The sequence below is a fragment of the Adlercreutzia sp. genome, assembly GCF_056795635.1.
In genome coordinates this window covers 17,911-33,166 of record NZ_JBQIIT010000019.1, presented here as the reverse complement: position 1 = coordinate 33,166, position 15,256 = coordinate 17,911, and the positions used below count along the sequence as shown (strand labels likewise).

General features: G+C 59.1%; 14 protein-coding genes. 10 read left to right on the top strand and 4 right to left on the bottom strand.

From position 1 onward, the window contains the following. From ACTOXK_RS09980 to dnaN, 4 genes are all read right to left on the bottom strand, one after another. A partial coding sequence (locus ACTOXK_RS09980; RefSeq protein ID WP_482279919.1) for a DNA gyrase subunit A occupies positions 1-1,082 on the bottom strand: 1,082 nt, incomplete at its 3' end. A gap of 169 nt (positions 1,083-1,251) precedes the next feature. Next, positions 1,252-3,195 carry a DNA topoisomerase (ATP-hydrolyzing) subunit B gene (gene gyrB / locus ACTOXK_RS09975; protein WP_151430973.1) on the bottom strand — a complete coding sequence of 648 codons (1,944 nt, stop codon included), beginning with the start codon at positions 3,193-3,195 and terminating at the stop codon, positions 1,252-1,254. Positions 3,196-3,484: 289 nt separating this feature from the next. Next, complete coding sequence (gene recF / locus ACTOXK_RS09970; RefSeq protein WP_482278373.1) at positions 3,485-4,618, bottom strand: DNA replication/repair protein RecF; 1,134 nt, start codon at positions 4,616-4,618, stop codon at positions 3,485-3,487. Positions 4,619-4,642: 24 nt separating this feature from the next. Next, positions 4,643-5,743, bottom strand: coding sequence for a DNA polymerase III subunit beta (gene dnaN / locus ACTOXK_RS09965; RefSeq protein ID WP_482278372.1), 1,101 nt, complete (start codon positions 5,741-5,743; stop codon positions 4,643-4,645). Between the two features lie 760 nt (positions 5,744-6,503). On the opposite strand from dnaN, the gene ACTOXK_RS09960 reads away from it, so the two are divergent. The 10 genes from ACTOXK_RS09960 to ACTOXK_RS09915 all read left to right on the top strand — a co-directional run bounded on the left by ACTOXK_RS09960 (position 6,504) and on the right by ACTOXK_RS09915 (position 15,174). Then, the gene (locus ACTOXK_RS09960) at positions 6,504-7,562 is read left to right on the top strand and encodes an ATP-binding protein (RefSeq protein WP_482278371.1); all 1,059 of its coding nucleotides are present in this window, start codon (positions 6,504-6,506) and stop codon (positions 7,560-7,562) included. A gap of 81 nt (positions 7,563-7,643) precedes the next feature. Then, a complete protein-coding gene (gene dnaA, locus ACTOXK_RS09955; RefSeq protein ID WP_482278370.1) occupies positions 7,644-9,449 on the top strand; it encodes a chromosomal replication initiator protein DnaA in 1,806 nt (601 codons plus the stop codon). A gap of 516 nt (positions 9,450-9,965) precedes the next feature. Further along, positions 9,966-10,100 (top strand): 50S ribosomal protein L34, encoded by a 135-nt coding sequence (gene rpmH / locus ACTOXK_RS09950; protein WP_016310113.1) that lies wholly within the window; start codon positions 9,966-9,968, stop codon positions 10,098-10,100. 12 nt (positions 10,101-10,112) lie between these two features. Next, positions 10,113-10,505, top strand: coding sequence for a ribonuclease P protein component (gene rnpA, locus ACTOXK_RS09945; RefSeq protein ID WP_482278369.1), 393 nt, complete (start codon positions 10,113-10,115; stop codon positions 10,503-10,505). Next, complete coding sequence (gene yidD / locus ACTOXK_RS09940; protein WP_482278368.1) at positions 10,477-10,722, top strand: membrane protein insertion efficiency factor YidD; 246 nt, start codon at positions 10,477-10,479, stop codon at positions 10,720-10,722. The genes rnpA and yidD overlap by 29 nt, the downstream gene beginning before the upstream one ends. 32 nt (positions 10,723-10,754) lie before the next feature. Then, positions 10,755-11,531, top strand: a complete 777-nt coding sequence (locus tag ACTOXK_RS09935; protein WP_482278367.1) for a YidC/Oxa1 family membrane protein insertase — start codon at positions 10,755-10,757, stop codon at positions 11,529-11,531. Positions 11,532-11,634: 103 nt separating this feature from the next. After that, positions 11,635-12,216, top strand: a complete 582-nt coding sequence (locus ACTOXK_RS09930) for a Jag family protein (RefSeq protein ID WP_482278366.1) — start codon at positions 11,635-11,637, stop codon at positions 12,214-12,216. Between the two features lie 128 nt (positions 12,217-12,344). Next, complete coding sequence (rsmG, locus tag ACTOXK_RS09925; protein WP_482278365.1) at positions 12,345-12,995, top strand: 16S rRNA (guanine(527)-N(7))-methyltransferase RsmG; 651 nt, start codon at positions 12,345-12,347, stop codon at positions 12,993-12,995. Between the two features lie 249 nt (positions 12,996-13,244). After that, positions 13,245-14,099 (top strand): ParA family protein, encoded by an 855-nt coding sequence (locus ACTOXK_RS09920; protein ID WP_482278375.1) that lies wholly within the window; start codon positions 13,245-13,247, stop codon positions 14,097-14,099. Then, complete coding sequence (locus tag ACTOXK_RS09915) at positions 14,092-15,174, top strand: ParB/RepB/Spo0J family partition protein (protein WP_482279231.1); 1,083 nt, start codon at positions 14,092-14,094, stop codon at positions 15,172-15,174. Before ACTOXK_RS09920 ends, ACTOXK_RS09915 begins: the two co-directional genes overlap by 8 nt. The last annotated feature ends 82 nt before the right edge of the window (positions 15,175-15,256 follow it).

Here is a 15,256-nt window from a genome sequence, read left to right as displayed (position 1 = left end):
CCGAGCTTCTCCAGCAGGCGCTTGCGGTTCACCTGGTAGGGAATTTCCTTCACCACGATGGAGGAGCGGCCGTTCTTCTTCTCCTCGATCTCGCACTTGGCGCGGATGGTCATGTTGCCATGACCGGTTTCGTAGGCGTCCAGGATGCCCTTCTTGCCCATGATGAGGCCGCCGGTGGGAAAGTCGGGACCGGGCATGACGGCCAGCAGCTCCTCGGTGGTGCACTCCGGGTTGTCGATCATGAGGCAGGTGGCGTCGATGGCCTCGCCCAGGTTGTGGGGCGGAATGTTCGTTGCCATACCGACGGCGATGCCGTTGGAGCCGTTGACCAGCAGGTTCGGGAAGCGCGCGGGCAGCACCGTGGGTTCTTGCAGGCTCTCGTCGTAGTTGGGCTGGAAGTCGACGGTTTCCTTGTCCAGGTCGCGCAGCAGCTCCATGGCCGGCTTGTCCAGGCGAGCCTCGGTGTAACGCATGGCGGCGGCGGAGTCGCCGTCGATGGAGCCGAAGTTGCCGTGACCGTCGATGAGGGGCAGGCGCAGGCTGAAGGGCTGGGCCAGGCGCACCATGGTGTCGTACACAGCGCTGTCACCGTGGGGATGGTACTTGCCGATCACGTCGCCGACGGTACGGGCCGACTTCATGTGGGGCTTGCTCGGCGTGTAGCCCGACTCGTTCATGGCGTACAGAATGCGGCGGTGCACCGGCTTCAGGCCGTCGCGCACGTCGGGCAGGGCGCGGGACACGATAACGGACATAGAGTATTCCAGGAAGGAGGTCTGCATCTCCTTGCCGAGGAACGCGGCGCGCACCGTAGTGCCCTCGCCGCCGTTGGCTCCCTCGATAATGGAGCCGTGGGGGTTCGGCATGTCCACCATCATGGAACGGGCGCGCTCCTCTTCGGAGGCGGCGTGCTCCACGGTGTCTTCCTCGTCTAGGGTAGAAGAGGCCGAGGCGATCTCGGCATCCTCGTCGCCCTCTTCATCGGTGTCGACTTCTTCGGCCAGGTACAGCGCGTCCTCCTCGGCGCCCTCTACCTCGGCCCGCTCGTCGGCGTCGAAGTTCTCGTCTTCAAAATCTGCCATCAGTTTCCTTTCTATAGAAACCTAAGGGACTTGTCCGGGGAAGGTGCGGGCACAGTACCCGTGCTCAAGCAATGGCTCGCTCGGCGAAACAGTCCACTGGACTGTTTCGTTCGCTGCGCAACCTGCGCGCGGGCACCGCGCCCGCACCTTCCCCTACTCTTACGTTCTCCTAAATGTCCAGGAAGCGGACGTCGCGGGCGTGCTTCTGGATGAACTCCTTGCGGGGCTCCACCTGGTCGCCCATGAGCTCGCTCACCACGCGCTCGGCTTCCACGGCATCGTCGATGTTCACCTGGAGAAGCGTGCGGGTGGCCGGTTCCATGGTGGTCTCCCACAGCTGCTCCGGGTCCATCTCGCCGAGGCCCTTGTAGCGCTGCACGTCGAACTTGCCCGGATCGTCGTACTCGGCCAAGGTGGCGGACAGGGCCTTCTCGTCGTAGATGTAGCGCTCCACCTTGGTGCTGCGGGAGTTCTTCTTCTTCAGACCGAAGATGGGCGGCTGGGCAATGTAGATGTAGCCGAGATTGATGAGCTCGGGCATATAGCGGTAGAAGAACGTGAGCAGCAGGCAGCGGATGTGCGCGCCGTCCACGTCGGCATCGGTCATGATGATGATGCGATGGTAGCGGGCCTTCTCGGCGTCGAAATCCTCGCCGATGTTGGTGCCGATAGCGGTAATGAGCGAGCTGATGGTCTCGGAAGACAGCGAGCGGTGCAGCCCGGCGCGCTCCACGTTCAGGATCTTGCCGCGCAGGGGCAAGATAGCCTGGAACTTACGGTCGCGGGCCTGCTTCGCGGAGCCGCCTGCCGAGTCGCCCTCTACAATGAAGATTTCGGACTGGGAAGCATCCTTGCTGGCGCAGTCGGCCAGCTTGCCGGGCATCGAGAACGAGTCGAGCACGTTCTTGCGGCGAGTCATCTCGCGGGCCTTGCGGGCGGCCTCGCGGGCCTTCAGGGCCTGGGTGGCCTTGCCGATGATGCGCTTGGCCGGGGTGGGGTTCTCCTCCAAGTACTCGGCGAGGCCCTGGGTCACAGCGTTCTGCACCAGGGGACGAATCTCGGTGTTGCCGAGCTTGGTCTTGGTCTGACCCTCGAACTGCGGATCGTGCAGCTTTACCGAGATGATGGCGGCCAGGCCCTCGCGGGCATCCTCGCCGGAGAGGTTGTTGTCCTTCTCCTTTAGCAGGCCCTTGGCGCGGGCGTAATCGTTGATGGTACGGGTGATGGCCTGCTTGAAGCCGTCCATGTGCGTACCGCCCTCGTGGGTATTGATGTTGTTGGCGAAGGCCATGACCGAGTTGGTGGAATAGGAGCTGGACCACTGCAGGGCCACCTCCACGGTGCCGTCGGCATTCTCGGCCTCGAAGTAGATGGGCTTGTTCAGGGTTTCCTTGCCGTCGTTAATGAACTTCACAAAGTCCACGATGCCGCCGAGGGCCTGGAAGACCTCGGTGCGGGGGTTGCCGTCGGCATCGGTCACGCGCTCGTCGTGGAGGATGATCTTCAGGCCCTTGTTGAGGAACGACATCTCGCGGAAGCGGGCCGCCAGGGTGTCGTAGTCATAGGTCGTAGTCTCGGTGAAGATGGCCGGGTCGGGCCAGAAGGTCACCTTGGTGCCGGTGTTCTTCGCCGGGCCCACCTCGTGCAGCTTATTGTTCGTCTTGCCGTGATCGAAGTCGATCTCGTAGGTCTTGCCGTCGCGGCGCACCTGCACTTCCACCTTGGTGGACAGGGCGTTCACGACCGACACGCCCACGCCGTGCAGGCCGCCGGACACCTTGTAGCCCTCGCCGCCGAACTTGCCGCCGGCGTGCAGGATGGTGAGCACGACCTCAACGGTGGGGATTTTCTCCTTGGGATGCTTGTCCACGGGAATGCCGCGGCCGTTATCGTTGACAGAGATGGAATTATCGGGATGGATCCACACCTCGATAGTATCACAGTAACCGGCCAGGGCCTCGTCCACGGCGTTGTCGACCACCTCGTAAACTAGGTGGTGCAGACCGCGGGGGCCGGTGGAGCCGATGTACATGCCGGGGCGTTTGCGAACGGCTTCAAGCCCTTCGAGGACTTGAATGTCAGAACCGTCGTAATGATCTGGTTTTTGTGCCACTGACACTCCTTCGCTCTACATAGAAAATGCGCCCGATGCGAGCGCTGACTGAGCGTCGATTATAGCATGGAATAGTGGTCTATGGTTTTGCGAGGTCTGAAAATGGCTGTTTTAACGGCTCCTCAGGGGTACTTTTGGAGTTTTATGGGGAAAATATCGCATTTTCGGAAATCATAGTCCTGGAGCCTCTAGGACTTCTCAGAAAAGGTGCAGGCGAAACGACAGGCTAGGAGCAGGAGCGAATAGGCGAACCTGAAACCCGTAAAGCCGAAGAGTCCACTATGAATTACTAGACCGTCAGGGGAAGCTCTATCACCTGGGCCCGATTGAGCATACCCTGGTCGAAGTAGGCGAGGTTCGCTGTGGTGATGAAGGTTTGGCAACCCCCTTCCATGGCATCCACCAAGGCCTCGCGGCGGCCGCCATCAAGTTCGCTCATCACATCGTCCAGCAGAAGCACCGGCTTCTGCCGCAAGAGCTCTTCCACGACCGCAGCCTCGGCGAGCTTGTAGGCAAGCACGATGGAGCGCTGCTGGCCCTGGCTTCCGAACAGGGAGGCATCTTGGTCGTCCAGGGAGAATCCGATGGCGTCGCCATGGGGCCCCACAAGGGCTCGACCGCGGCGGCGCTCTTCCGCAGCGCGATCATGGAGGGATCGAGCCAAGGCCTCCCGCGCCTCGTCGCGCGTGAAAGTCGTCAGGGGAAAGGCTCCTGGATACAGGGCTCCTGGCTCCTTCTCCGAACGGGCCCAGGAGGGCGTGTAACACGCCGTCAAACGCTCGCGGCCCTGGGAGATCTGACGGTACTTTTCCGCAATGGAAGGCTGGAGCCGCGCGAAGAGGGCAGCGCGATAGCAGGCGAGCTGTGCACCCACGGTCACCACCATCTCGTTGATGGCCTCAAGAAGAGCCGGCGCCGCCTCCTCTTTGAGCAGGCGGTTCTTATGGCGAATCACTTTCTCGTAATCGCGACGCACTACATAGTAGTTCTTATTCACCTGAGATCCCAGGGTGTCCAACGCTGTGCGCCGCCCCGATGTGGGGCCCTTCACCAGATCGAGGTCGTCGGGAGTGAACACCACCGACGGCACTAGACCCTTCAAGTCGGCCGGCCGCTTTGCCTTTCCGTTCAAGCGGTATTTCCGCACCTTGCCATCGAGGGTCAGGTCGAGGGAGAGTTCGCGATTCCCATCGCTCACCTGAGCCTCCAGCCGTCCCCCCTCGCAACCATGGCGAATCAGCTGATCGATGGTGGCATGGCGGAAGGAGGTGAGGGCAGTGAGCAACTGGATGCCCTCTATGATGTTGGTCTTGCCCATGGCATTCTCTCCCACGAGCACGGTCAAATCTCCGAGGGACGCCAACGACGCTGATTCGTAGCTCCGAAAATTACGGAAGGTCAGTTGTTCGATGCGCAGCGTCAAAACGTTCCACGTGAAACATCGGGGCTAGGAAATGCGCACGGGCATGACGAGATACAGGAAGTTCTCGGGCTCCAGGGCGCGGAAAATACCGGGCTTCAGCGAGGAGAGCACCTCCAGGTACACCTCATCGGTGGCGATAGACCCCAAGCCATCGAGCACGTAGGCGTAATTGAAGGCGATTTCCACATCCTCTCCCTCCACCGCACAGGGAAGAATCTCCTGGGCGCTGCCCACATCCTGAGAGGCGGCGGTAATCTGAGCGGTCTGGGAAGCGACGTTCAAGTCGAAGCGCACCGGCGAGGCGTTGGAGCCGAGCAGGGAGGCGCGGCGCACGCTGGCCACGAGTTTGTCCACTTCCAAAGTGGCGCGGGTGGCATAGGTGTCGGGGAGCAGCTGCTTGTAATTGGGGAAGTTCCCCTCGATGCGGCGGTTGATGAACACGGTATCCTCACAGGTCACCACAATCTGATTATCGGCCAGGGCCAGAGACACCGGGGACTCGGTCTTGGGCAGCGAGGCGATTTCCGACAGGAAGGAGCCGGAAATGACCGCCTGGAACTCATCGGCCGTCGTCTCCTCCAGAGGAGCATCGGTGATGGCAAGACGGTAGGAGTCGGTGGCCACCATGCGCAGCACACCGTTCTCCAGCGTGATGAGCACACCGGTGAGAATGGCCCGGCTCTCATCTTTTGACACGACGCGAGACACGCGCTTCACCATGGTGGAGAACTGTTGGAAGGGAATCTCAATGCGCTGATGCGTTTCAACGCGGGGGAAGCCGGGGAAGTCTTCAGCGTTCAGGGCGCGAATAGAGAAGGACGAGGTATCGCAGGTGATGAAGGCCTGCTCGTCAGTGGCCTCCACGTGGACGGCGGCGTCGGGCAGGTTCTTCACAATCTCGGAGAACAGCTTGCCCGGAACAACGGCACGGCCCTCTTCCTCAACGAGCGCGGCGACGGAATACTGAATGGATAACTCCAGGTCGGTGGCCTGAAGGATGATCTTATCCTCCGTGGCTTCAATGAGGATACCCGACAGAACCGGCAAGGTGGAACGGGTGGAAACGCCCTTCAGAACGATGGAGAGCGCGTTGGCGAGTTCGGTACGATTAATGCTCAGCTTCAATGGAAACCCTTTCCTCGACTGACGGGCCGTTCACCGCCCGAGGGCGGACGATATATAAAAGTAAGGCCCGAGCATTATAACGCCGGACTTCTCGCAGAGGGACAGAGCGGAGCGCTTCTTCGGCGGAACCACAGGCACCCGGGCCTCCTCTGCGAGGTGATTGTTCACTTTTAAGCGCGCAATAACAGTGGATAAAGTGGAAAACTTCCTCTTTTCCCAGTAAACTCGGTGGAAAACCTCTTTTGCACCACGGTGAAAACTTCCCGAAAGCAACGACAGGGAAACCGACAGGGCGTTTAGCTGCGCCTAAACAGTTAGGATATTACCTGCTTGAACTGGCAATATACTGCGATGAAGGCTACAGCAGTCGCTTAGCAGGATCCCTCTCCTCCTCTTCCCACCGAATACGACCGTTACACCGACACAGAGGGAAGAATGGGCCGATAAGAGCGATTGGACCTCTCTGTCAAGAAAGTTTTCAACTTTTCCATCTTTGAAGGCCGATGAATTTCATTCCAGAAATTTCACCGTTTTCCACTTTTACTGAACTTTCTGTTAATAACTCTGAATTGAATGAAAAGTGCAGGTGAGGAAATCGGAAGTTTTCAACAAATACTGAACATAAAGTGGATTTCCACCCGCTGTCCTAAAAAGCACCTTCAGTCTGGCCTCTTCTTTTCAAAAACAAGGTACAATGGCAGCCAATTTCTTCCGAATCCACTGAATAAAAGCCGAATCACACGGAACGAGATCGAACACCATGGAAACACACGCCGCCCAGCCGGACACCATCCCCGAAGCGAAGCCCTTCGACTACACCTTTGTCGAAACCGTCGGCCGCATCGCGCTCTACGACGACCTGCTCAGTGCACCGCGGGTCATCGAGATTCAGCCGGCCGCCACCGGGGCCTACATCGAGGCCCTCGCCTCCAGCGTGTACGAACAAGCGCGGGGCGCGGGCGGCTCCATCCCCTACACGGTCATCCGAGAGGTATCTGAGAATTTTATCCATGCCCAGTTCAAGGGTGTACTCGTCACCATTCGCGACCAGGGCAACACCATCGTGTTCGCCGACCACGGGCCCGGTATCCCCTCTAAGGAAAAGGCCCAGATGCCCGGGTTCTCCTCAGCCGTTGAGCCCATGCGCAACTACATCCGCGGCGTGGGATCGGGACTGCCCATCGTGCGCGAGTACCTGGAATCGTCCCACGGCACCATCACCATCGAGGACAATTTGGGAACCGGGGCCGTCGTCACCATCAGCCTCGGAGGGGCCGATGAGGAGGAAGAGGACGACTATATCGAGGTCAGCCCCTACGGAACCATGGCACAAGCGGGCTCCTACCCAGGAGCCATGGAGGCACCCGCCACCATGGCGGCGGCCTACGGAGCCCCGATGGGAGTGCCGGGCGCGGTCGGCACCATGCCGGCTCCTGCTCCGCAGCCCTACGGTTACACCCCCGTCTCGGCACCGGCTGCGAGTCCCTACGGAACCATGGCCGGCCAGCCCTTGCCGGGCACTTACGCCCCGGTTCCGGCGCCGACGGGCACGCCCGTGGTCCAGGCCATGCCCTATCCGATGACCCCCGTGACCGGGGCGCCCACCCTGCGGCTCAACAAGATTCAGCAGGAGATGCTGCGGCTTCTCGCCACCGAGGGGAGCCTCGGCAACACCGATATCTGCCGGCGACTCGGGGCCAAGCCTTCAACGGTGACGAACAACTTCAACGAGCTGCGCGACAAGAGCCTCGTGACGAAGGACGGCCAGAAGTACGCCCTCACCCCCTACGGTGCCCAGGTGATTCCCGGGCTCCTGTAGCCCCGGAAGACCCCGACGCCTCGGTTAGAACAACCGCCCCTTTTCCCCTGTAACCCCGCGAGAGGACCGCAAGGAAGCGATATGGACAGCGAGAAACTCAATCAACAGTGGCACGCCATCTGCACCCAGGTCATGAGCTATCCCGACATGGATGCCTCCCAGGTCACCGCCTTCTTCTCGCGCCTTGAGCCCCAAGCCATGAGCGACTCCTTCCTCATGCTCACCGCCGACAACGACTTCATCAAGTCCTGGGTGGAGCAGCACTATGTAGAACCCATCCAGCGGGCTCTCCTCGACCTATGCGGTATTTCGTTCACCGTCGCCGTTGCCGTCGACCCGGGACAGGAGGCCCGCAAGGCCGCGGCCATGGCGGCAACGTCGTCCCCCACGACCCCTATCCCCGCAGCGGCGCCGACGGGTGCCCCGGCATCCCCCGCCATGCCGGTTCCGGCGTCCGTGGCGACGCCGGCGTCCTTCCCGGAGGCGGTCCCGGCCGTAGCCGCCGGAGCTCCATCAAGTCCCTTGGCCACGGCCCCCTTCCCCACGAATACCTACCCAGCCCCGTGGCCCGGGAACCCTCCCGCAACGGCTCCGGGAACTCCGGGAAGCCCTTCAACTCCCGATTTGTCCACGACCTCAAGCTCCCCCGCGGCCCCGACGGCGGCGCCCTGGGGCGAAGGCGGCCTCGGGGGTCCGACAGCGGCGGTTCCCGCAACGGGCGCGGCTGGGATGCCAGGAGCCGAATGCATCGCCGCCCGCCCAGCCGCCGATATTGGAGCTGAGGATCACTACCGCCCCCAGCAGCCGACGGGAGCGTTGGGAGCGGCAAACCCCTGTTCAGCCTATACTTTCAGCAACTTCGTCATCGGTTCGTCGAATCGCCTTGCCTACCAGATGGCCGTGCAAGTGGCCGAGCAGCCAGGCCGGGCAGCCCTCAACCCCCTGTTCATCTACGGTAGAAGCGGTCTGGGGAAGACCCACCTCATGCGGGCCATCCAGAATTACATCGGGGAAACCTACCCTCACCTCCGCACCGTCTTCGTGGACGCCGACAGCATCACCAATGAATATGCCGAGGCCAGCGCCGCCCATGATCGGGAGAAGAGCAGTTTCAAGAACTTCAAGACCTTCTACGAGGAAGCCGATGTGCTGTTCATCGACGACGTCCAGAAGTTCCAAGGCAAGGAGCGCACCCTCGACATCGTGTTCCAGCTGCTCAACACCCTTACGAGCCGTGGCAGCCAGGTAGTGCTGTCAGCCGATCGCGCCCCCAAGAGCATCGGTCTCGACGAGCGCTACCAATCTCGCTTCGCCGCCGGCTCCCCCGTGGACATTCAGCCGCCCGACATCGAGACCAAGCTCGGCATCGTCAAATCCTTCACCGACGAGCTTTGTCGCAGTGAGGGGTTCGGGCATTTGACCCTCGCCAACGACGTGCAACTCTATATTGCTGAGATCTCGGGGTCGAACATCCGCGAGCTGAAGAGCGCCATTACCAAGGTGGCTTTCTATCAGACCTCCATGGGCGAGCAGGGCGATGTCACTATGGAGGAGGTGCGGTCCCTCCTGGAGAACCACTTCTCCGGCGGCCTGTCGCGCAACATTACCGTTGAGGACATCCAACGAGCAGTGGAGGAGTACTACAAGGTCAGCCACAGCGACCTCATCGGCCCGGGGCGCAGCCGCACCATCGTGCATCCCCGCCATATCGCCGTGTACCTCTGCCGCCAGATGCTCGATATGCCCCAAGGCGATATCGGTAAGAAGTTCAATCGCGATCACACGACCGTGATCCACTCCACTCGAACCGTCGAGAAGATGCTCGCAGACAACGTGGATGTGCAGAGCGACGTGGAACGGCTCATGAAGATCATTCGGGAATCCTAGGTGCAAAATCGGGGGATTGCGGGGGATATTGCGGGCATAACCCCTCCCTTTTTCCACGAATGGCGGCGCTGGAACGATCGAGCCAGCAAAGGACCGTCGATGTCCCCTACAGAAAATGAACCAGTTTCCCGAAAGAATTTCATGGCGGTGAACAGGGATTTTCTACGGTTCTCGACTAATCCACCGGTTTTATTGTAATGACGAAGGGAAAGAAAATAGAAGAAGCAGAAGCCTGCTCGGTCGAACCACCCTGTTGCTCTCCCCGACGGTTCGCTGTCGATCGCTCCTAACGACCTGTTGCTGTACCTGTCGCCCTCTTCGCGATAACCTGTATTCGCGAAGAGGTAATCCTAGGGTCACACTCGCCTTCGTCCTCGCTGAAACCTCTCCTTTCCGAGAGATAGGGCAATCCTACCGACAGTCTTCGCGTTTTCCCAAGAGTTCCCCGTTGACAGCCTCTGTCTGTGGTATATAATCGGAAAGCTATTCTTTGAACCATGAAAGGGAAAGAAAACAATGAAACGCACCTATCAACCGAACAAACGCAAGCGCGCCAAGTGCCACGGCTTCCGTGCCCGCATGTCCACCAAGGGCGGTCGCGCTGTTCTCGCTTCCCGTCGTGCTAAGGGGCGCAAGCGTCTCACCGTCTAGGAGTGCCCAGGCGTGGATACCATTAAGTCCAGCACTGAAATCTCCCAGCTCTTCTCAACTGGTCGGCGTCTGAAAACTCCTTATCTTACGCTGATTGTCGGAGAGCATCCCTCGGTGTCATCCCGAGTTGAAGACGTGCAACACGACCGCCCTGGTCGTGTTGCTTTTATTGCTGGGAAGAAGTTGGGAAACGCCGTTTGGCGCAACCAAGCGAAGCGACGGCTGCGGGCCCTCTGCCGAGATTTGGGAGGGCCGTGGCCTGACAAGGATGTGGTGTTCCTCGCCCGTGCATCGCTCTGCCGAGCCTCCTACGGGGACGTGCTCAGGGCCTGCGCCGACGTAGCGACGCGCCTTGACTCGTCGTGGGAAAGGGGCAATGATGCAGCGGATCGCCGCCTTCATTAAGCGTGTGCCGGCCCTTGGGGCCATTGGGATCATCATGTTCTATCGCATGGCCATCTCTCCGCTCTTGCCGCCTGCCTGCCGCTTCGTCCCCACCTGCTCAGAATACGGGCTCATCGCCTTTAAGCGCTACGGGTTTCGCAAGGGGTTCGTCCTCACGGCGAAACGGATACTGAAATGCCGTCCGGGCGGCCCTCATGGATACGATCCCGTGCCATGAGGCTACCGCGGCCGACTTGAGAAGGGTTGCGTATGTGGGATATCTTTAAGGACTGGATCTTCGATGTCATTCAGTTCTTCTTTAACTTCTGCCACGACTGGGGCCTGGCTATCATCATCGTTACGATCATCTTCCGTATCATCGTAGCGCCCCTGATGCATAAGCAGGCGAAGTCGAACTATGCCATGCAGAAGGTGCAGCCGAAAATCCAGGCGCTCAAGGAGCGGTTCCCCGATGATCCCACGCGGCAGTCTCAGGAGATGCAGAAGATATATGCGGAGATGAAGTTCAATCCCCTCGCCGGATGTCTCCCGATGCTGCTGCAGATGCCCATCTTCATTGCCCTGTTCCAGGTGCTGCGCGAGATGGGCGACCGTATCGGCAACGAAAGCTATTCGTTCTACAATCTGGTTCCCAATCTGGTGCAGACCCCCTCGGGGGCTTTTGCCGAAGGCTTCGGGGCTTTCTTCCCTTACCTGATCCTGATGGTGGTATTTGCTGGCGCGACGTTCCTTCCCATGGTGCTCCAGCAGTTGAAGACTGAGAACACCCAGCAGAAGAATCAGACGCTCATGATGGGCGGTATCATGTCGATTATGATGCTCTGGATCTCATGGGGTTCCCCCGCTGGCGTGCTCCTGTTCTGGGGTGCCAGTTCCGTGATTGGCATCGCGCAGAATCAGCTGACCCTTGCCCATTGCCGCGCGCAGGACAAGAAGCGCGAAGAGGAGGAGGCTCTTGTGGTCAAGCCCATCGAAGTCGACGTGGTGCGCAGGGAAAAGAAGAAGCGCCCCAAGAAGAAGCGCTAAGATCGTTGTTTCAAGAGAGTGTTTCACGTGAAACACTCTCTTTGTTTGTCCGTGGAGTACAAGAGTTTGCCGCGGAACCCTGCGAGGAGGAAAGGAGCTCCTGATGACCGAAGAATCCATCGAGGCTATGGAAGCTACGGAAGCGGAAGGCAATGCTGTCGGCACTTTGGACGAGACGGTTGCCGATACAGCGGCCGACTCTGACGAGCTGGTGGTCACCGACGAGATGCTGGACAACATCGCTGACACGGCCATTGCTGCATTGCAGGATATTCTCCAGTACTTCAATGTGGGCGATGTAACTATCGATGAGTACGAGGGAGATGAGGGGGAGCTCATCCTCGATATCAGCGGTGATGATATGGCCGTTCTGATCGGCCGCCACGGCAAGACCCTTGATGCCCTTCAGTTCATCGTGTCTATGATTACGGTTCGCACCATCGGGTTCCGTTATCCGGTTGTAGTGGATGTCGAAGGGTACAAGAATCGTCAGCGCCAGAAGCTGGAGTCGATCGCCCATTCCTCTGCCAATCGGGCGGTTAGCCAGCATCGCAAGGTGGGCCTGCGGCCGATGACTCCCTATGAGCGCCGCATCATCCACATCGCTCTTCGTGATGACGATCGTGTTGAGACGGTGTCCGAGGGAGAGGGCTCCGCTCGTCACGTTGTGGTGGTTCCCCTGTAGTTACCGCGAATTTCATTTATCGGTACTGAAAGGGCGGGGGAGACCCCGTCCTTTTCCTTTACAATATCTCATTACCGTTTCTAACTTTGGAGGCTTGGGATCCTATGACTTCGTCAGAGTGTCGCGATTTGACTCATCAATATCTTGATGCCATTCTCGAGGTCAATAAGACGACGAACCTCACCCGCATCGCCTCACAGGCGGAGGCGGAGATCCTCCATATCGAAGACTCTCTTGTGGGGCTTCCTGAGATGGAGGCCGCTCCTGAGGGACTCTATGGTGATCTCGGCTCCGGCGGCGGGTTCCCCGGTGTGCCCCTTGCCATAGCGACGGGCCGTACGACGGTGTTGGTTGATTCAGTCAAGAAGAAGATGGCTCTTGTGGCGGGTGTTCTCGAAGAGCTTGGCTTAGGTGGTCAGATAAGCACCTACGACGGCCGTATTGAGGAGTTGGCTCTGGAACGTCCCGGTTCTTTCTCTGCTCTCACGGCCCGCGCGCTCTCGCGGCTTGTATCCCTTCTCGAGCTCGCTTCGCCCTTGCTCAGCAAGGGCGGACAACTGATATGCTATAAGGCCCAGGTAGATGATGAGGAGCTAGAAGAAGCTCGTGTGGTGGAGGGCTTAGTTGGCATGAAGCTTGTCTCCCGACGGGAACTTACGCTCAGCGATGGTGAGACGAGCCGCACTATTCTCGTGTTTGAGAAGATCGGCCGCGGTAAGGTCAAGCTACCTCGGCGCATCGGCCTGGCTCAGAGGAACCCGCTGAAACCCCGTCCGTGATGTTTCACGTGAAACATCACGATTAACTCGCCGCTCCTATGAATCAGCGGCCCTGTGGTACGGGGCCGATGCTATACTGTGCTGCAACTAAGGAAGGAGGTTCCTGTGGGATTTTTTGATGGTCTTAAACGGGACAATAAACAGAATCAGACTATCGCCGAGGGCCGTGCCCCTCAGTCTCAGGAACAACGTGAAACTCAGGCGGATGCAACCTATCGCGAACCTGATCCCGATGAGCTTGAGGTGTCGATGCGGGATGTGTCTCCAGCGGCATATCGCCCTGAGCCTGTGCAGCCTCTTAAGAGCTACAAGGACAAGGCTCCCGTCAAGCATGTGATCGGGCATACGCGCGTGATTGGCATCATCAATCAAAAGGGCGGTGTTGGCAAGTCGACGACGGCCATTAATCTTTCTGCCGCTCTGGGAGAGATGGGCAAGCAGGTTCTTCTCATCGACCTTGACCCGCAGGGGAACTGCTCCAGCGGTCTTGGTATCGAGAAGGGTCTTATCCGGCAGTGCATTTACGATGTGCTCTTGAATGATGCTCCATTGGAGGAGGTTATCATTCCCGATGTGGCCGAGGGCCTCGATGTGGCACCGGCGACCATTAACCTTGCTGGCGCCGAAGTGGAGTTGGTTTCCGAGATGGCGCGCGAGAATCGTCTGAAGGACGCCATCGGTTCCATGCGGGGGAAGTACGACTTTGTCATCATTGATTGTCCACCGGCTTTGGGTTTGCTCACGGTGAACGCCATGGTGGCCGCCGACAAGCTGCTCATTCCCATCCAGTGCGAATTCTATGCCCTTGAGGGTGTGACAAAACTTCTTGAATCAATGAAACGTGTCAAAAGTCGCTTGAATCCGCCCCTTGATATTTACGGCATTCTCTTGACGATGTACGACAGTCGCACAATCCTCTCGAAGCAGGTTGCCGATGAGGTTCGTGACTACTTTGGGCGTCTCGTGTTCTCCACCCCTATTCCCCGCACTGTGAAACTGTCCGAGGCTCCCAGTTTCGGACAGCCTATTACCCAGTACGACCCCCGTGGTCGCGGTTCCCTGTCCTATATCGAACTCGCGAAGGAAGTGATTGCCCGTGGCTAAGCCAGAACGACGCGGTGGATTGGGTCGAGGTCTCAGTTCTCTTCTCCCCGGCTCCTATGAGGCTCCTGCTCCCGCTGTCCCAGCTCCCGCAAGCCAGCGGCTGACGGTTCAGGTTGAGGATATCGAGGATGCACCGGTATCCTCTCGACCGGCTTCCCGCGTTGTCGTCAACGAGGAAGGGGCTGACGCTGTGCTCTCTGAGCCGATTCCCCGGGAGGTGAGCGCCGTTGTGCCCGCTCTCGCCCAGGAAACGGTGGAGGTGAAGACCACCGATGAGGTGAGCCTCGATAGCATCTTCCCCAATCCCGATCAGCCCCGAACTCAGTTCAAGAAGGAAGAGATTGAGGAGTTGGCTACTTCTATCGAGAAGGACGGCCTGCTTCAACCGATTCTTGTTCGCCAGATGGGCGACGGTACCTATCAGATTATCGCCGGTGAGCGCCGTTGGCAGGCTTCCAAGGCTGCGGGACTCGAAAAGGTGCCGATTCGCATCAAGGAAGCCGACGATAGCCTCGCACTGGAGCTGGCTCTGATTGAGAACATTCAGCGAAGCGATCTGAATCCCATTGAGGAGGCTTACGGGTACCGCCGTCTTATGGAGCGCCGTTCGATGACCCAGGCTGAGGTTGCTCAGGCGGTTTCAAAGGGCCGATCCACGGTGGCCAACGCCCTTCGCTTGCTTGACCTTCCCGAAGAGGCTCAGCAGTTGCTCTATGAGGAGAAGATTACAGCCGGTCATGCCCGCGCTATTCTCTCGGTGCCCACGCTCGAGGGTCGTGCGAAACTTACCGAGAAGATCGTTGAGGGGAACATGACCGTGCGTGAGGCCGAGAGTCTTGCCCGCTTGCTTTCGGGAAAGAAAGAGCCTTCACCTGCTTCAAGTCGTCCCGCAACTCCGCCCGTGTTCAAGTCGGTTGCCAAGACGCTGCGCGAGACCCTCAAGACCAATGTGCGCGTCAAATCTTCCAAGGGGAAGAACAAGATCGAGATTGAGTTCAAAGACGAGGAGGACCTGCAGCGCCTCTTTGATGAGATTCTTGGCATGAAGGAAGAGGCTTCAACCGTCGAGGATTAATCTCGCTATTGAGAATGGTGAAAAGAAGAGAGGCGGTGTTTCACGTGAAACACCGCCTCTCTTTGCTTTAAGACTCGTCCGC